16 protein-coding genes are annotated in these 17,166 nt (G+C 67.0%); 6 read left to right on the forward strand and 10 right to left on the reverse strand.

Translation table 11 applies throughout. The features are described 5' to 3' along the window. The first annotated feature begins 33 nt into the window (after nucleotides 1-33). Nucleotides 34-1,242, forward strand: a complete 1,209-nt coding sequence (locus ACZ7OI_RS27475; RefSeq protein ID WP_470267164.1) for a PQQ-dependent sugar dehydrogenase — start codon at nucleotides 34-36, stop codon at nucleotides 1,240-1,242. 762 nt (nucleotides 1,243-2,004) lie between these two features. Here the strand turns inward: ACZ7OI_RS27475 and ACZ7OI_RS27480 are convergent. Genes ACZ7OI_RS27480 through gatC form a run of 4 tightly spaced genes read right to left on the reverse strand, consistent with a single transcriptional unit; the run spans nucleotide 2,005 to nucleotide 5,839 of the window. Continuing rightward, the gene (locus ACZ7OI_RS27480) at nucleotides 2,005-2,523 is read right to left on the reverse strand and encodes a hypothetical protein (protein ID WP_470267033.1); all 519 of its coding nucleotides are present in this window, start codon (nucleotides 2,521-2,523) and stop codon (nucleotides 2,005-2,007) included. Next, nucleotides 2,524-4,029 carry an Asp-tRNA(Asn)/Glu-tRNA(Gln) amidotransferase subunit GatB gene (gene gatB / locus ACZ7OI_RS27485; RefSeq protein ID WP_470267034.1) on the reverse strand — a complete coding sequence of 502 codons (1,506 nt, stop codon included), beginning with the start codon at nucleotides 4,027-4,029 and terminating at the stop codon, nucleotides 2,524-2,526. Continuing rightward, complete coding sequence (gene gatA, locus ACZ7OI_RS27490) at nucleotides 4,026-5,543, reverse strand: Asp-tRNA(Asn)/Glu-tRNA(Gln) amidotransferase subunit GatA (RefSeq protein WP_470267035.1); 1,518 nt, start codon at nucleotides 5,541-5,543, stop codon at nucleotides 4,026-4,028. Before gatA ends, gatB begins: the two co-directional genes overlap by 4 nt. Next, nucleotides 5,540-5,839, reverse strand: coding sequence for an Asp-tRNA(Asn)/Glu-tRNA(Gln) amidotransferase subunit GatC (gene gatC, locus ACZ7OI_RS27495; protein WP_009073996.1), 300 nt, complete (start codon nucleotides 5,837-5,839; stop codon nucleotides 5,540-5,542). The genes gatA and gatC overlap by 4 nt, the downstream gene beginning before the upstream one ends. Before the next feature lie 221 nt (nucleotides 5,840-6,060). Between gatC and ACZ7OI_RS27500 the strand changes: the two genes are divergently transcribed. Next, a complete protein-coding gene (locus ACZ7OI_RS27500; RefSeq protein ID WP_470267036.1) occupies nucleotides 6,061-6,714 on the forward strand; it encodes an ACT domain-containing protein in 654 nt (217 codons plus the stop codon). Nucleotides 6,715-6,946: 232 nt separating this feature from the next. On the opposite strand, the gene ACZ7OI_RS27505 is transcribed toward ACZ7OI_RS27500, so the two are convergent. From ACZ7OI_RS27505 to ACZ7OI_RS27525, 5 genes are all read right to left on the reverse strand, one after another. Next, entirely contained in the window at nucleotides 6,947-7,351 is a 405-nt protein-coding gene (locus tag ACZ7OI_RS27505) for a PASTA domain-containing protein (RefSeq protein ID WP_470267037.1), read from the reverse strand. A gap of 321 nt (nucleotides 7,352-7,672) precedes the next feature. Next, on the reverse strand, nucleotides 7,673-8,167 hold the full coding sequence (locus ACZ7OI_RS27510; protein WP_470267038.1) for a GNAT family N-acetyltransferase: 495 nt from the start codon (nucleotides 8,165-8,167) through the stop codon (nucleotides 7,673-7,675). Next, complete coding sequence (gene ligA, locus ACZ7OI_RS27515; protein ID WP_470267039.1) at nucleotides 8,160-10,319, reverse strand: NAD-dependent DNA ligase LigA; 2,160 nt, start codon at nucleotides 10,317-10,319, stop codon at nucleotides 8,160-8,162. Before ligA ends, ACZ7OI_RS27510 begins: the two co-directional genes overlap by 8 nt. 11 nt (nucleotides 10,320-10,330) lie before the next feature. Further along, complete coding sequence (locus ACZ7OI_RS27520) at nucleotides 10,331-11,041, reverse strand: hypothetical protein (RefSeq protein ID WP_470267040.1); 711 nt, start codon at nucleotides 11,039-11,041, stop codon at nucleotides 10,331-10,333. Nucleotides 11,042-11,115: 74 nt separating this feature from the next. Then, nucleotides 11,116-12,150: a uroporphyrinogen decarboxylase/cobalamine-independent methonine synthase family protein gene (locus tag ACZ7OI_RS27525; RefSeq protein WP_470267041.1), complete on the reverse strand. Its 1,035-nt coding sequence runs from the start codon at nucleotides 12,148-12,150 to the stop codon at nucleotides 11,116-11,118. A 221-nt stretch (nucleotides 12,151-12,371) separates the two neighbouring features. On the opposite strand from ACZ7OI_RS27525, the gene ACZ7OI_RS27530 reads away from it, so the two are divergent. The 4 genes from ACZ7OI_RS27530 to ACZ7OI_RS27545 all read left to right on the forward strand — a co-directional run bounded on the left by ACZ7OI_RS27530 (nucleotide 12,372) and on the right by ACZ7OI_RS27545 (nucleotide 16,066). Beyond that, nucleotides 12,372-12,995: a hypothetical protein gene (locus tag ACZ7OI_RS27530; RefSeq protein ID WP_470267042.1), complete on the forward strand. Its 624-nt coding sequence runs from the start codon at nucleotides 12,372-12,374 to the stop codon at nucleotides 12,993-12,995. 104 nt (nucleotides 12,996-13,099) lie between these two features. Further along, nucleotides 13,100-14,143 carry an MBL fold metallo-hydrolase gene (locus tag ACZ7OI_RS27535; RefSeq protein ID WP_470267043.1) on the forward strand — a complete coding sequence of 348 codons (1,044 nt, stop codon included), beginning with the start codon at nucleotides 13,100-13,102 and terminating at the stop codon, nucleotides 14,141-14,143. Nucleotides 14,144-14,243: 100 nt separating this feature from the next. Next, complete coding sequence (locus ACZ7OI_RS27540) at nucleotides 14,244-14,639, forward strand: GNAT family N-acetyltransferase (protein ID WP_470267044.1); 396 nt, start codon at nucleotides 14,244-14,246, stop codon at nucleotides 14,637-14,639. A 152-nt stretch (nucleotides 14,640-14,791) separates the two neighbouring features. Continuing rightward, nucleotides 14,792-16,066, forward strand: coding sequence for a DUF222 domain-containing protein (locus ACZ7OI_RS27545; RefSeq protein WP_470267045.1), 1,275 nt, complete (start codon nucleotides 14,792-14,794; stop codon nucleotides 16,064-16,066). A 5-nt stretch (nucleotides 16,067-16,071) separates the two neighbouring features. On the opposite strand, the gene mnmA is transcribed toward ACZ7OI_RS27545, so the two are convergent. Continuing rightward, nucleotides 16,072-17,166: a tRNA 2-thiouridine(34) synthase MnmA gene (gene mnmA / locus ACZ7OI_RS27550; RefSeq protein ID WP_470267046.1), complete on the reverse strand. Its 1,095-nt coding sequence runs from the start codon at nucleotides 17,164-17,166 to the stop codon at nucleotides 16,072-16,074.

Here is a 17,166-nt window from a genome sequence, read left to right on the forward strand (position 1 = left end):
TGGCTCACGCCGCGCCACCTAGGCTGGGGCATCATGCGTACCCGGTACCGGTGGTCGGCGCCGCTGGCCCTCCTCGCCTGCGGCGGCCTCGTGCTCTCCGGCTGCGCCCGGTTCGACGACACTGCCGCCGGCCAGACATTCACTCCCGCACCGGTGCCGAGCCCTGAATCTCCGCCGCAGGTCCAGGAGCACGGCGACGGCTCCGGCAACGGTCCGCGCACCGGGCCCGCGCAAGCGCCGCCCTCGCCGGTTCCGCCTCCGCAGGGCTGCAAGGACTTCGACAAGGCGGTCATCGCGACTTGCCTGGACACGGTCGCCGCCGTCGCGGGACTTCCCGGCGAGGGATCCGCACCCGCCGCTCTCGCCGGCGAACGGAAAACCGGCCGGGTCATGCTGGCCAGCTCCGGACACGACGCGACGTCGTTCGCGCAACTGGACGTCCGAGCCGACGGCGATGGCGGGCTCACCAGCCTTGCGCTGTCGCCTAGTTACGTCGAGGACCAGCTGGTCTTCGCGTACGTAACCACGGCGTCGGACAACCGAGTCGTGCGCTTCGCCAAGGGCCAGGCTCCAAAGCCGGTGCTGACCGGAATCCCGAAGGGCTCGACCGGCAACCGCGGCGCACTGGCCAGCGACGGAAGCGGCGCACTGCTCGTCGCGACGGGCGACGCGGGCAATCCTGCCGCAGCCGCGGACCCGAATTCCCTGGCAGGCAAGGTCCTGCGCATCGACGTGTCCGGAAAACCGGCGACCGGAAATCCGACATCCGGATCCGCCGTCTACTCCTCGGGCCTGCACTCCCCCGGCGGCGTCTGCCGCTCGTCCGACGGGAAGCGCACCTGGGTGACCGACCACCCGGCCAGCGGTCCGGACGCCGTGTACCGCCTCCAGTCCGGGCAGCCGCTCAGCGCACCCGCGTGGACCTGGCAGGACAAGCCCTCTCTAGGCGGGTGCGTCGATTTCGTCGACGCGAACGGCATCCTCGGCATCGCGTCCTCCACCGGCATGCAGAACGTGCCGGTCAACAAGGACGGCGCGGTCACCGGCAAGCCGACGGTCACCCTCGACGGCAAAAGCAAGGCCGCCACGACGTACGGCCGGCTCTCTTCCATGAGCATGATCAACCCCCAGCTGGCGGTCGCCGGGACCGTCAACAAGGACGGCGGAAAGCCAGTCTCCAGCGATGACCGCGTGGTCCTGATCGTGGTGAGCGACACGGGCGGCGGTCCGGGCAAGGACTGATGCCGGGCGCGTCTGGTTGAGAGCCGTTTCCGGGTCGTTTGGCTGGTTGACCTGCGGTTAGCCGTTTAGTGGCAATAACCGATCCGGTCGCCGCGGCCAGCGACTCGGCCTGACGCAAGCCGCCTGTCTCCCCTGCCGTGCGCTCCCGGTCGGCATCGGTTCCGGCGGGAGTCGCCACTAAACGGCGACGATCACCGACCCGCCATCGACGCTGACGGCACCGACTCAAGATCGACGTCGCCCCGACATCACCACCAACATCGGCATCGGTCCGTCGCCGTCGCCGCTCAACGGCCACCCGCGAGATCCGCCGCTGTCCCTGTCGTCGGCCAATGGCAAAACTCGGTAGCGACGACAGCCCGCTCCGAGCACCCCGCTACCCATTTCGGCACCCAACGGCAAACTCGGTAGCAACGGCAGCACAACTCCGAAACCCCGTCAGTCGGAAGCAACTCCGCGAAAAACTGCCCTCTCAACCAGGAGCACCCCGTAGCCACTCAACGGCAAATCCCTCAAACCGCCCCAGCTGAGAGCACCTGACAGCCGCTCAACGGCAAATCCGTCCGAAGCCGCCGCCCAATCGAGAGCGCCTAGTCGCCGCTTGATGGCGAATCTGCGAGACGGCACCTCTCAACCCGGAGCACCGTCGCCACACAGCGGCAAATCCGCCAAAACCCGCATCAACCAGGAGTCCCTGCCCCGTCGCCGTTCAACGGCGAATCCGCCAGAAGTTCCCTAATCCAGGCACCACCGGATCGCCGTTCAGCGGCGACGACGCGAAGCCCGGCTCTCCGCCCGAGCCGCCCGGATGTCCACAATCGCCACCACGACCGACCCGACCGCGAACGCCATCCCCAGATATCGCCCGATCCCGCCAGAGATCGACACCCCGGCAGCGTCCAGGAACGCACGCTGATCGCTGTCGAACACCCAGTCCAGCGTCGTCCAGCCGATCACCATCAGCAAAACCGTCACCAGTCCGCCGACCAGCCACAGCTGCGGCAACCCGCTCACGCGCGCCTTCGTGACCTGCCCGAACAACACCACCGCCAGCCCGACCACGACGAGCAACAGCGGAGGACCCCACGAGAAGAGATCCGAATGCCACGCCGTACGCACGACGTCGCTGTGCGGCAACGTCCCGAACGCGTCGCGGACGTCCGACGTCGCGGTGTCCGCCGACAGCACAGTCCAGGGCAGCGGCGTCGACCCGACCGCGAGCAGCCCGGCCGCCAGGCCGAGCCACTCGCGCCAGGTGACGCGTCGGAGCGAGAAAGCCACTCAGGAACCGACGCGCTCGATGATCAGCTCGCGCACGCGCTTGGCGTCGGCCTGGCCCTTGGTCGCCTTCATCACCGCGCCGACGATCGCGCCCGCCGCGGCGACCTTGCCGCCGCGGATCTTGTCGGCGATGTCCGGCTGCGCGGCCAACGCTTCGTCGACAGCGGTGAGCAGCGCCGAATCGTCGGAGACGACCTTCAGACCGCGCTTCTCGACGACCTCGCGCGGCGAACCCTCGCCCGCGAGAATGCCCTGCACGACCTCCTTGGCGAGCTTGTTCGTCAGCTCACCGGAGGACACGAGCCCGATCACCTCGGCGACCTGCGCCGGCGTGATCGCCAGCTCGGTCAGCTCGACCTCGCGCGTGTTCGCTTCCTGCGCCAGCGTGTTGACCCACCAGCCGCGCGCCTCGTCCGGCTTCGCGCCAGCCTCGACCGTTGCCGCGACGAGGTCGACGGCACCGACGTTCAGCAGGTCACGCAGCGCTTCGTCGGAGAGTTTCCACTCTTCCTGGATCCGCTTGCGCCGCTCCCACGGCATCTCCGGCAGCGTCGCGCGCAGTTCCTCGACCCATTCGCGCGACGGCGCGATCGGCACGAGGTCGGGCTCCGGGAAGTACCGGTAGTCCTCCGCGGTTTCCTTGGCGCGCCCGGACGACGTGGTGCCGTCGGCCTCCTGGAAGTGCCGCGTCTCCTGCCGGATCGACCCGCCCTCGGCAAGAATTGCCGCCTGGCGCGTCATCTCGTACCTCACCGCGCGTTCGACGCTGCGCAGGGAGTTGACGTTCTTCGTCTCCGTGCGCGTGCCGAATTCCGTTGCGTCCTTGGCCATGAGCGACACGTTCGCGTCGCAGCGCAGCGAGCCCTGGTCCATGCGGACGTCGGACACGTCAAGCGCCCGCAGCAGGTCGCGCAACGCGGTGACGTACGCGCGCGCCACTTCGGGCGCCCGCTCGCCGGTGCCGGTGATCGGCTTGGTGACGATCTCGATCAGCGGCACGCCGGCGCGGTTGTAGTCGAGCAGCGAGTGCTCGGCACCGTGGATCCGACCGGTCGCGCCGCCGATGTGCAGCGACTTGCCGGTGTCCTCCTCCATGTGCGCGCGCTCGATCTCGACGCGCACGACCTCGCCGTCGTCCAGCGTCACGTCGAGGTAGCCGTCGAACGCGATCGGCTCGTCGTACTGCGACGTCTGGAAGTTCTTCGGCATGTCCGGGTAGAAGTAGTTCTTCCGGGCGAACCGGCACCACTCCGCGATCTCGCAGTTGAGCGCGAGACCGATCCGGATCGCGCCCTCGACCGCCTTGCCGTTCACGGCCGGCAGCGAACCGGGCAGGCCGAGGCAGGTCGGGCACGTCTTGGTGTTCGGCTCGCCGCCGAACTCGTTGACGCAGCCGCAGAACATCTTGGTGTTCGTGCTGAGCTCCACGTGGACCTCGAGCCCGAGCACGGGGTCGAAGCGCTCGAGGACCTCGGCGTAGTCCATCAACTCGGCCACGGCAGTCACTTCGTTCCTCCCAGCTCCGGAGCCTGGTGCACGAGCGAGCCGCCGGCAGCGGCGTCGCGCGCGGCCTCGTACGCGGCGCCGACGCGGTACAGCCGGTCGTCGGCGAGCGCGGGGGCCATGATCTGCAGGCCGACCGGCAGCCCGTCCTCGTCGGACAGTCCGCTCGGGACGCTCATGGCGGCGTTCCCGGCGAGATTCGACGGGATGGTGCACAAGTCGGCGAGGTACATCGCCATCGGATCGTCCACGCGCTCGCCGAGCTTGAACGCCGTGGTCGGCGTCGTCGGCGACACGAGCACGTCGACCTTCTCGAAGGCCTGCGTGAAGTCGCGCGTGATGAGCGTGCGCACCTTCTGCGCGGAGCCGTAGTACGCGTCGTAGTAGCCCGACGAAAGCGCGTACGTGCCAAGCATGATGCGACGCTTCACCTCAGCGCCGAAGCCCTTCTCGCGCGTCAGCGACATGACTTCTTCGGCACTGTGCTGGCCGTCGTCCGAGACGCGCAGGCCGTACCGCATCGCGTCGAAGCGCGCGAGGTTCGACGACGCCTCACTCGGCGCGATCAGGTAGTACGCAGGCAGCGCGTACGTGAAGTGCGGGCACGACACCTCGACCACTTCGGCGCCGAGAGCGCGAAGCTGCTCCACGGCCGCCTCGAACGACCGCAGCACGCCCGGCTGGTAACCGTCGCCGCTGAACTCCTTCACGACGCCGACGCGTACGCCGGTCAGGTCGCCCTTCGCGCCTTCGCGCGCCGCAGCGACAACCGGCGGCACCGGTGCGTTGATGGACGTCGAGTCCATCGGGTCGTAGCCAGCGATCGCTTCGTGCAGCAGCGCGGCGTCAAGCACCGTACGCGCACACGGGCCGGCCTGGTCGAGCGAAGACGAGAACGCCACGAGGCCATAGCGCGACACTCCGCCGTACGTCGGCTTCACGCCCACAGTGCCGGTGACAGAGCCGGGCTGACGGATCGAGCCGCCAGTGTCCGTACCGATCGCGAGAGCCGCCTCGAACGCCGAAATCGCCGCTGAGGAGCCACCGCCCGAACCGCCCGGGATGCGCGCGTGGTCCCACGGGTTGTGCGTCGGGCCGTACGCCGAGTTCTCCGTGGAGGAGCCCATCGCGAACTCGTCCATGTTCGTCTTGCCGAGGATCACGACGCCGGCTTCGCGCAGCTTGCGCGTGACCGTCGCGTCGTACGGCGGCAGCCAGCCCTCGAGCGTGCGAGACCCACAGGTCGTCGGCACGCCCTTCGTGGTCAGCACGTCCTTCAGCGCCAGCGGGACGCCTGCCAGCGGCGACGCCGGCTGCTCCCCCGCGGCCAGCTGCTCGTCGACAGCCTTGGCCGCGCCGAGCGCGCCTTCGGTGTCGACGTGCAGGAACGCGTGCACGTGGTCGTCCACCGCGGCGATGCGGTCCAGGTGCGCCTGCGCGACCTCGACCGCGGACACCTCGCGCGTGTGGATCTTCGCCGCCAGCTCGGCGGCGGTCAGCTTGACGAGTTCGCTCACTGTTCTTCTCCCAGGATCCGCGGCACCCGGAACCGGCCGTCCTCGGCGGCCGGCGCGGCGGCCAACGCGTCCTGTTGCTCGAGGCTGGGCCGGACGGTGTCCTCGCGGAAGACGTTCGTCAGCGGCACGGCGTGCGAGGTCGGCGGGACGTCCTCCGCGGCGACTTCGCTGACCTTCGCCACCGAGTCGAGGATCTGGTCGAGCTGGCCGGCGAAAACGTCCAGCTCGTCGTCGGTCACGGCCAGCCTGGCCAGCCTGGCGAGGTGTGCGACCTCGTCTCGGGAAATGTTGGGCACGCGGGTGACTCCCGGGGTGTGCTGTGCGGGTGCTCTCGGAAGCTGCAAGTCTATGGTGACGGCGTCGGACGGTTCGACCGGGTTATCGGGCCGCGGGCGCCGGGCAGGGCGTCCCGCTTGCCGGACAGCGGGCCCCCGCGGGTACCCGGTCTGTCACAATCGGCGCCCGGCAAGCGCGTCCCACGACAGGGCTGGGACGCCTGAGGCGAGAGGGGCGCGTGGTGTCGTTCCTGATCCGGGTCCAGCTACCGGACTCCCCCGGCACGCTCGGCGCGGTCGCGACCGCGCTCGGCACAGTCGGGGCCGACATCCTGAGCGTGGACGTGGTGGAACGCGGCGGCGGGCTCGCGATCGACGACCTGGTGGTCGAACTCCCGTCGGGCCGGCTCCCGGACGCGCTGATCACCGCGGCCGAGAGCGTGGAAGGCGTCGAGGTCGACGCGGTGCGGCCGTACGCGGGCATCCTCGACACCCACCGCGAGCTGGAGCTGGTCGAAGAGATCGCCGCTCAGCCAAAAGCCGGGCTGGACTTGCTCGCCGAAGGTGTGCCGAAGATCATCCGTGCTGGCTGGGCGGTGATCGTCGAGCATACGGAATCGGGGCCGCGACGCTTGGCTTCGTCGAGTGCGGCGCCAGAGAACCCGTTCACAGACTTGCCTTGGCTGCCGCTGGAGCGTGCGACCGTCCTGGACGGCGAGGATTCCTGGGTTCCGGAGACGTGGAAGGAACTCGGCACCGAGCTGGCTGCTACTCCGCTCGGCAAGCCCGGGAAGGCGATGCTCGTCGCCCGGCCTGGTGGACCCAACTTCCGCGCCGCGGAGGTCGCTCGGCTGGCGCACTTCGCCGGGATCGTCGCGGTGGTTCTGGACGGCTGATCCAAGTGCTGGGTCGGCTGTCCTAAACAGGTCGGGCAGCTGAGCGTTTGGCCGGGCGTTTCGGATACTGGTACCCGACTGTTCAGACCGTTTCTGGAAGCAGTGCGGGCTGGCTCAGCGGTTCATTGCGTGCGGCCTTACTCGCAATCCGCTGTCCTCAAGTGCAGACAATCTCCCCGGAGAGGGGGAATCTGTCCGGCGACCGGTTCCTTGGCGTGCCGGACGGCGGCAATCAACACTTGTCGGCATAGAGCGTGACGACTGTGCCGGCCGAAACCACGGCACCGGGCTTGGGATCCTGCCCGGTCTGACACCAGTTCCGGTCGATGATCATGATGCGCTTCTTCCCGGACGAATCGACCTCTCGCAAGTTGTACAGCCCGGCCGCCTGCATGGCGTCCTGCGCATCCTGGTGATTCATGCCGGACACGTCAGGGACTTTGATTGTCGCCGGCTGCGCAGCGCTAATCGGCGCGCTCATGGTCGCCGTCGCGGACTCGGCTACCGTCGCGGTCACGGTCGCCGCCGTGACCGTCGTCGTTGAGGTGCCACCGGGCTGTGGTGCTGCATTACACGCGACGGCAAGAAACGCGGCAACGCCAACGACCGGAACGGCGGCTTGAACGAACTTCGCCATGATCACGCTTCCTCGGTACGAGTCGGTACTTAACGCGTGACAGCTTGAGTCGAAGCCAGACATCTACACGTTACAACCCATAGCCGGTTGAAGCTCGCCAAGCAGACACGCCACGCACAGCCCATCCACTAACGACGTCCGTGACCGATCGAGCCGGACCAACGCTCACGGCCAGGCAGACCAAGCACCCACCAGCAGCGGACGAGAGCCGGGGCGGGGTCCACCAAACCGTCGCCACTCAACGGCGAATACCACCGGCGAACCCCGCCCAACGCTTTCGCCAAAAAACGGCAAAAGCCTCTGACCTGCGAGAATGAAGCCTCAGAAGCCGTATTCGTACGCGATCAGGTTGACCCCCGGATGCGGATGCCAGTCCCGCCCCGGCAACCGCCGGAACCCGATCCGCTCGTAAAGCCGGTGCGCCTTCCGCATCACGTCGAGGCTGCTCAGCACCACCCGGTCGACGCCGAGTTCCCGGCCGCGGGCCAGCACCGCCTGGGTAAGCGCCTCCCCGACCCCTCGACCGCGCGCGGCCGACGAGACCGCCAGCATGCGGAACTCCAACTCCCCCGGCTGGGAAATCTCGGAGAGCTTGCTCCCCGGCTGGACAATCGCGACCGACCCCACGACCTGACCGTCCGGATCGACCGCGACCAGCAATTCGGCGTGCTGCGCCCGTCCTGAAACGTCCCGAAGTTTCGCCTCGTACGCGGCATCAGTATCGAAGAATCCCTCGATCCGGTAAGCCTCGACGGTCACCTCGCCGAGCGCATCGAACTCCTCCGGCCGCGCCGGGCGAATCTCCACGTCACTCATCGCCGCCCTCAGCTTCCTCGTCCGCGCCGGTGTCGAGCGCAAGTTCCGCAGCCGCTTCCGGACCGCGCTCCAGCAACGCGCGGAACCCGTTCTCGTCCAGCACCGGCACCTTCAACTGCACAGCCTTCTCGTACTTCGACCCCGGCGCGTCGCCCACCACGACGAACGCCGTTTTCTTCGACACGGATCCTGCGGCCTTGCCACCGCGCGCCATGATGACTTCTTTCGCCTCATCACGGGAAAACCCGTCGAGCGAGCCGGTCACCACGATCGACAGGCCTTCGAGATTCCGCGGGATGGACTCGTCGCGCTCTTCCTCCATCCGAACCCCGGACCGTCGCCATTTTTCGACGATTTCCCGGTGCCAGCCGACCTCGAACCATTCCTGCACCGCGTGCGCGATGGTCGGGCCTACGCCGTCGACGTCCGCGAGTTCCTCCTCGCTTGCGTCCTCGATCCGTTGCAGCGAACCGAATTCCCGCGCGAGCGCCTGCGCCGCGGTCGGCCCGACATGCCGGATCGACAGCGCGACGATCACTTTCCACAGCGGACGGTCCTTCGCCGAATCGAGGTTCGCCAGGAGCTTCCGTGCGTTCGCCGACAGGTCGCCCGCCTTGGTACGGAACAACTCCACCTCGGCGAGCGACTCCTCGCTGAGGTCGAACACGTCGCCCTCGTCGGCGACCACCCTCGCGTCAAGCAACGCGACAGCCGCCTCGTACCCGAGCACCTCGATGTCGAACGCACCGCGCCCGGCGAGGTGGAACAGCCTTTCCCGCAGCTGGGCTGGACAGAACCGGGTGTTCGGGCACCGGATGTCCTTGTCGCCTTCCTTCTGGTAGGCGAGTTCCGTACCGCATTCCGGGCATTCGGTGGGCATCACGAATTCGCGCTCGTCACCGGTCCGTGCGTCGACGACGGGACCGAGCACCTCGGGAATCACGTCGCCGGCCTTGCGGATGACGATCCGGTCGCCGATCAGCACGCCCTTGCGCTTGACCTCTTCCTGGTTGTGCAGCGTCGCGCGCGCGACCGTCGAGCCCGCGACCTTGACCGGCTCGGTGACGGCGAACGGCGTGACCCGCCCCGTGCGCCCTACACCGACCTGGATGTCGAGCAGCGTCGTGATCGCTTCTTCCGGCGGATACTTGTACGCGATCGCCCACCGCGGCGCGCGCGACGTGGTGCCGAGTCGGCGCTGCAGCGTGACCTGGTCGACCTTGATCACGACGCCGTCGATCTCGTGCTCGGCGTCGTGCCGATGTTCACCCCAATAGGCGATGTGATCGGTAAGTTCCTTGCCGGTCCGGAGCACTCGCGTGTGTGGCGACACCGGCAACCCCCAGGCCGCCAGCGCGTCGTAGGCATGCGACTGCGTGACCGGCTCGAAGCCGTCCCGCTTGCCGAGACCGTGACAGATCAGCCGGAGCCGGCGCTCCCTGGTGACCTTCGGATCCTTCTGCCGCAGCGACCCAGCAGCTGTGTTGCGCGGGTTCGCGTACGGCAGTTTGCCCGCCTCGACCATCTTCGCGTTGAGCTCGAGGAAGTCCTCGACGCGGAAGTAGACCTCGCCGCGCACCTCGACGAGCTTCGGCACGGGGAACTCGTCGGTGCCGGTCAGCTCGTCCGGTACCTGGTCGAGGGTACGGATGTTGAGCGTGACGTCCTCGCCCGTGCGCCCGTCGCCGCGGGTGAGACCCCTGGTGAGCTTGCCGTTTTCGTAGAGCAGGTTGATGGCCAGGCCGTCGATTTTCAGCTCGGCCAGGTATTCCGTGGACCCGATTTCCTTCTCGACGCGCTCGACCCAGGTGAGGAACTCGTCGGTGTCGAACACGTTGTCCAGGCTCAGCATGCGCTCGAGGTGGTCGTGCGCGGTGAACTCGGTGGAGAACGTGCCGCCGACGTTCTGGGTCGGCGAATCAGGCGTGACCAGCGCCGGATACTCGTCCTCGATCTCTTGGAGGTCGCCCAGGAGCGCGTCAAACTGGCCATCGGAGACGATCGGCGAGTCCAGCACGTAGTACCGGAACTGATGGCCGCGGATCTCCTCGGCAAGCGCGCCGTGCCGCTCGCGCACGTCGGCCGGCACGTCGGTCACGTCCTGGGCGGCCTCCACGGCCACCTGGTCTTGGGGAAGGTCGGTGCTGCTCACAGGTGGTGAGCCTAGCCGGAGGCACCGACACTTCCGTCCGGTTGCTCTGTCAGCCCGCGGACCAGCTCCCGGAACTCCAGAAGATCGATCGTGCCTTCCGGCTCGGCCTCGGCGGTCTCGACCCGGCCCAGCCGCTCGGCGGCCAGACGCTCGCCCAGCGTCGCGTCGAGCGGCAGGAACGTCATCGTGGTGCGCGAGGCCTCGTCCAGGTCCGCGAACGCGGGGTGATGGACAGCCACGTCAACCACGCCGTCGTCCACCTGCGCGACAACCCGGACGTCAGCCAGCGAGATGCGATGCTCGCCCAGGTTCACCGTCACCTCGGTCGGATCCGGGACCGGAGGCACCGAATCGTGGTACTCCCAGATCGCGTCGTCCGGCGGTCCAGCCGCTTTCCACGCGTCGGTGTAGGGGCGCAGCTCCGGGTCTTCCTGTCCGCTGACGACCAGCGCGTAGATCGCCTTCCGGCCACGCTCAAGCGAAAAGTGCAGCCGAGGGTGCAGCGTCTCGACCAGCACGCACAGATCGTGCTCGACGCGATGCGGCTCGCCCTCGCCCAGCGCAGCACTGACCTCGGGCAAGAGGTCGTACCACCCTTCCCAGAACGCAACCGCCGCAGCAGAAGCGTCGGACGGCACCTGCTGCTCAGGCCATGGCGTACGGGGATCTGGCGGCGCGGCTTCAGTGTCAGCTTCCGAGCGGCGACGACGGAACAAACGCATAATTCGGAATTTCCCCCGGTTGTTTCTCTTCACTAGCCACGGTACGCGTGACGACAGCAGGACGTCCCGCGGAATCACCAGTTCTCGGGCGGCTCCACAAACCCTTTGCCCAGGTCGCGACTGAGAGCGAGCGCCCGGCGCATCCACTCGTTCGTGGCACCGGCCAGACCGCACGCAGGCGTCGGAACAGCGCGCTCGGCCAGGATCGAACGGTTGAAGCCCAGCCGGTCCACGAGCCTGAGCGCCGGCAACGCGATGTCCTTCAACCCCGGAGCCGTCACCGGGTCCGTAGCTGGCACGAGGCCCAGGAAGAACGAAATGCCGCTGTCCCAAGCCTCGCCAATCTCGTCCAGAAGCGCGGCGGACGCCCCGGCGAGCATGCTGATGTCGAACGCGACGGCACCAGCACCCGCGGCGCGGAAGAGCGCGATCGGCGGACGCGGAGCGCAGCAGTGGACGACGACCGGCTGCCCGGTCATCGCTCCGATCCGTTCGATTGTCGTCGCCAGCAGCTCCCGAACCTCAGGCTCAGGCACTGCGGGGACGTTGCCGTATCCCGACGGAGTAGTCAGTTTTCCGGAGAGAACAGCAGGCAACGACGGCTCGTCGAGCTGCACGACCACCGGCGCGCCGGTCCTCGCGGTCAGCTCCGCGACGTGCTGAGAAAGCCCGTCGAGCAGCGACGAGGTGAAGTCCCGCAACGCCCCGCGGTCAGTGAGCACCCGATGCCCGCGGGCGAGCTCGATCCCCGCGCCGAGCGTCCACGGTCCGGCGATCTGGGTCTTGAGGACTGCTGGCGCACCAGCGTTCTCGCGGGCGGCTTGGACGGCGTCGAGGTCCCACTGGAGCAGGTCACGCCCACGACGATGGTCGTGACCAGGCCGCCCGGCCACGCGATAACCGCTGGGCACCACCTCGACGGCGAGGTCCACGAGCAACGCCGCGGTCCGGCCCAGCAGGTCGGCGCCGACGCCGCGCGCCGGCAATTCGGGCACATACGGGAAGCCGGGAAGCTCTCCGAACACGACGGCGGCGGCCTCGACGGGATCGGTCCCCGGCATGGACCCGATTCCCGTCGCCGCGCCCGCAGGCCAAGGTCGTTCGCTCACAGGCCGGATTGTCGCGGAACGGGCGGCCGCAGTCCGCACCGCCCCTCAGGACAAGCTTCACCCGACCGCGCGGCAATAGCCGGACATTCGCCGCATATCCCTTTGCCTGCACCGAATTCGCGGTCACCGCGTTAGTCTGGATCGTCATGACCAGCTCCGCCCCGCCACCGCCCGGCAAAACACCCGGTGACGCATCCGCCCGGGAGCCGCGGCGGGGCACTATGCCCGGAGCACCGTACCGCCGGGCTTCAAGCCGCTCCTTTGAGCGGACTCTCTTCACCGAGCCGGTCCTTTACGTCAGCCGGGAGGCGAAGCCGACCGCCGCCGGCGAGGAGTACGGCGTGTTCGATCGCCAGGGCCTCCACATTGGCGGAGTTGCTGTCACTACTCCCAGTTTCCTGCGCAAAGTCATTCAGCTCTTCTGGAAATCCGACCAGTACGTCAGCCGCAGGTTCGAGGTCCGCGACGCGAACCAGAGCACTGTCCTCAAGGTCGAGAAACCGTCGAAGGACCCGCTGGCCCGCTTCGTGGTCACCCGCGCGGACGGGACGCCGATCGGCGAAATCATCCCCGCCAGCGCAGGCGCTGTCCGCTTCACCCTGCGCGCCGAAGGCAAGGCAATCGCCAGGGTCGTCGCCAGTGGCCGGCAACGATGGGAAGTCACCGTCGAGGACCCAGTCGGCACCGAGGTCGCCCACGTCGGACACCCGTCACCGGAACTTTCGCCGATCAGCGGCAACGCCTATCTCGTAGAGATCCCGCTGCAGGTCCCCGAGCCGCTGGCCAGCATGCTCGTCGCGACAACGTTGACCATCGACCTCGCGCTCACCGCGCAACCCGGCTGACCACGTGACCGGTGTCTCAGCACCGTCAGGTGGACAGCGACCGGAATACGGCCCAATGTAAGGAAAGTCCGGGACGCCGAGGTCCCGCCTGGACGGAGGTCGCCGTGGAGCCGTTGCCCGAAGGCAGTAACTCGAACTGGGCGGATCCCGGGGTCTACGAAGTGGCCGCCGGCATCTACCGAATCCCACTGCCGCTGCCGAACGACGCCCTGCGCGCGGTCAACGTCTACGCAGTCACCGACGGCACGAATCTCGTGCTCGTCGACTCGGGTTGGTCCCTCACTGAATCTCGCCAGTTATTGGCCGACGCACTCAAAGCGATCGATGCCGAACTCGGCGATGTTCGAGAGTTCCTCATCACCCATGTCCACCGGGACCACTACACGCAGGCAGTCGCGCTTCGGCGAGAGTTCGGCAACCGGATCGCCCTGGGCAAGCTCGAGCAACCTTCGCTCGACGCGAGCGCCAACCCGAACCAGTTCCCCATGCAAGCCCAACTCGACCTCCTCCGCCTCAGCGGCGGGCAAGAGGTCATCACCGCGCTCAGCAAGCTGTTCGGTTCGGAACCTCGCCACACCGAGGCGAATCTTTGGGAAGAGCCGGACGAATGGCTGACGCCCGGCCGGCGAGCAGTGCTGCCCGACCGCGAGTTCGACGTGGTCCATACCCCTGGGCACACCAACGGGCATGTGGTTTTCGTAGACGGCGCTGCCGGCCTCTTGTTCTCCGGCGACCACGTGCTCCCGCACATCACTCCGTCGATCGGCTTCCAACCAGTTCCGGCTGAGTTGCCGCTGAACGACTATCTCGACTCGCTTCGGCTGGTCCGCGGCATGCCGGACCGGCGCATGCTGCCGGCTCATGGCCCAGTCACCGACAGCGTGCACGCCCGGATCGACGAGCTTCTCGAACACCACCGGCAACGTCTCGAAACGATGGCGACTCAAATCGAAGCCGGAGCAACCACCGCTTTCGAAGCCGCCAGTCGCCTCGGCTGGACCCGCCGCGGCCGCAAACTGTCCGAAATGGACGCCTTCAATCAGATGCTCGCCGTCCTCGAGACTGGCGCGCACCTGGATCTCCTGGTCTCGCAGAACAAGCTCGCAGCCGAAGACGTCGACGGCATTCGCCGCTACAAGACCACGTAGCGGACAACCGTCGATCACTCTCCCGATGGAATACTGATCCTCCGTGCCTCCCATCACTGTCAGACGAGCTCGCCCCGAAGACGTCGAAGCAATCGTCTAGATGCTTGCGGACGACCAACTCGGAGCAAGCCGCGACTCGCCAACCGACCTCGCGCCCTACCTGCAAGCATTCAAAACCATTGCTGCAGACCCAAATCAGCTGCTGGTCGTCGCAACATCAAACGACCTGCCAATAGCCACACTTCAGCTCACGATCATCCCCGGCCTCGCGCGGCGCGGGGCCCTTCGCGGGCAAATCGAAGCTGTGCGCGTGCACCGCGATCACCGCGGCTCAGGCTTGGGCGCACAGCTCGTACAGTGGGCCATCGACGAATCACGGCGACGCGGCTGCAACCTGGTCCAGCTCACCTCGGATACAACGAGGACGGCAGCACACCGCTTCTACGAACGATTGGGCTTCGTCGCGAGTCACACAGGTTTCAAGCTGCATCTCTGATCACCTCCTCTGCACAGCTTCAGCCGTCCACGCGCGCGATCACCCGACTTTCACCGTGCCAGAGTCGTCACGCAAAAGCCAAGTGATCGCACGATGGGTCCCTTCGTACAATTTAGCTGACTGTGCTCGAATAGATGCGTATCGTGACGATCATGAGCAAGTCGACCACACCGGCAAACCAAGCCGATCAAACCCACAAGACCACCGAAACCGCAGACCTCGCGTTCCTGCTTCGCACCATGCACGCAAACCTCGACCTCTTCAATCGACTGCAGACAGATCAGCTGATGGCGGCCGTGAAGGACGCGAACCGCCAGATCGCCCGCTTGCAGGCGCTGCAGCTGCATTGCATGGCGGGCATGCGAAGACGAAGATCAGACCCGCACGAGCTGGCGTGCGAGTTCGCGATTGCCTTGCACATCACCGATACTCGAGCCGGAGCGATGATCGCCGCCGCCGAAGCTCTGGCTCAGCGTCTGCCTCGCACCTTCCGACTGATGGATGAGGGCAAGTTCGACCTCTATCGCGCCATGAAGGTCACCGACGGGACGAGCCAGCTGTCCGACCGCCATGCACGGATGGTCGATTACTTACTCGAACACCGGCTAGAGGACAAGAACCCAACCCAGGTCCGCAAGGCAACCGCTTACGCCGCAACGAAAATCGACCCAGACGGTGCGATGGACCGACTAGCTCAGCGCAAAGCCGAGCGTCGCGTCATCCTGCAGCACCAGAGCGAAGGCATCTCGCGGATCTCAGTCGACAACGTCTCGACCGACAAAGCTACAGCGGCCTACCTCCGCGTCGACAAGATCGCTCGATCGCTCAAGACGGGCGACGAGAAGCGAACCCTCGACCAGCTGCGCGCTGACGTCGCGATCGATCTCTTGCTCAGCGGCAAAGGCGGCGTGCCTGAGCAGACCGAGGTGTATCTCTATGTCGATCTGCAGACCTACCTGGGGCTCAACGACAATCCCGCTGAGCTGGCCGGGCACGGTCATATCCCGGCCGAGCTCGCGCGTCATATCGCCACTGGCCCCGACACAATCGTCCGCCGGGTCATTACTGACCCGCTGACCGGACAAGTGATCGAGGTCGGCAAGTTCCGGTATCGGCCGAGCATCGATGTGGACGAGTTCGTTCGGGTCCGCGACCGTGAGTGCCGACAGCCCGGCTGCCCGCGGCCCGCGCAGAACTGCCTGACGGAACCAACTGGGCCAGATTCCGCGGACACAGACTCGACGTTGAGCTACTGCCTACGGCACCGCCGTCTTAAGAATCGAGCCGACTGGACCTACGAGGTCCTGCAGGACGGAAAGCTCATCGTCACGACACCGACTGGCGAGAAAGCTGAAAGCGCACCTCCGCCGCTGCACGATCCCCAGCCCACGCCAGAAGAACCTGGAGAGGAACGCCTAGGCGCGTAAGGAGATCAGTGCGTGCCAGAGATCTTGGCGCTCCCGAGGACGAGGTCGCCGGCCTGGTCGTCTTGCCGATAAAGGACAACGACCTGGCCCGGTGCCACACCGCGCAACGGCTCGCGCAGCTGGATGGAGACCTGCCCGTCTTCATCCACTTCGGCGACCGCATCGGCGATGCCGCCATGTGCGCGAACCTGGACGGTGCATTCAGTCGGTCCGTCCAAGGCTCGTCCGCTCGGCCAGATCGCCCGGTCCGCGTCGATGGCCTGGACACCCAGGTCTGCCGACGACCCGACCTTCACAGTGCCCGAAACAGGTTCGAGCGAAAGGACATAACGAGGTCGCCCATCAGCGGCCGGCGCGTCGATACCGAGGCCCTTCCGCTGGCCTACGGTGAATCCGTGCACGCCGGTGTGACGCCCGAGCACCGCACCCGTCTCAGCATCGACCAGTTCGCCGGGACGCTCGCCAAGCCGCTTCTCCAAGAACTTCTTGGTGTCGCCGTCCGGGATGAAGCAAATGTCGTGACTATCCGGCTTTCGTGCCACGGAAAGCCCACGCTGCTCCGCCTCGGCCCGCACGTCCGACTTCCAGGAGTCGCCCAGCGGAAACATCGCATGGCGAAGCTGCTCTGGCTGCAGTGAAGCCAGCACGTACGACTGGTCTTTGCCTTCGTCCGCGCTCCGGCGAAGTTCCAGCTCGCCGTCGACGGTCGCCAGCCGCGCATAGTGGCCGGTCGCAACAGCGTCGAAGCCAAGAGCGAGCGCCTTCTCAAGCAGCGCCTCGAACTTGATCTTCTCGTTGCAAGTCACGCAAGGGTTCGGCGTGCGGCCTGCCGCGTACTCGCCGACGAATGTCTCAACGACCTCTTCGGTGAAACGCTCAGCGAAATCCCAGATGTAGAACGGGATACCGAGGATGTCCGCGGCCCGGCGGGCGTCATGTGAATCCTCGATGGTGCAGCAGCCGCGGGAACCAGTCCGCAGCGTGCCAGGTTGAGCCGAAAGCGCCAGGTGCACTCCGACGACGTCGTGGCCGGCGTCCACTGCACGCGCAGCGGCGACGGCCGAGTCGACTCCTCCGCTCATTGCGGCCAATACCCGCAT

Source organism: Amycolatopsis sp. NPDC114503, assembly GCF_055633655.1.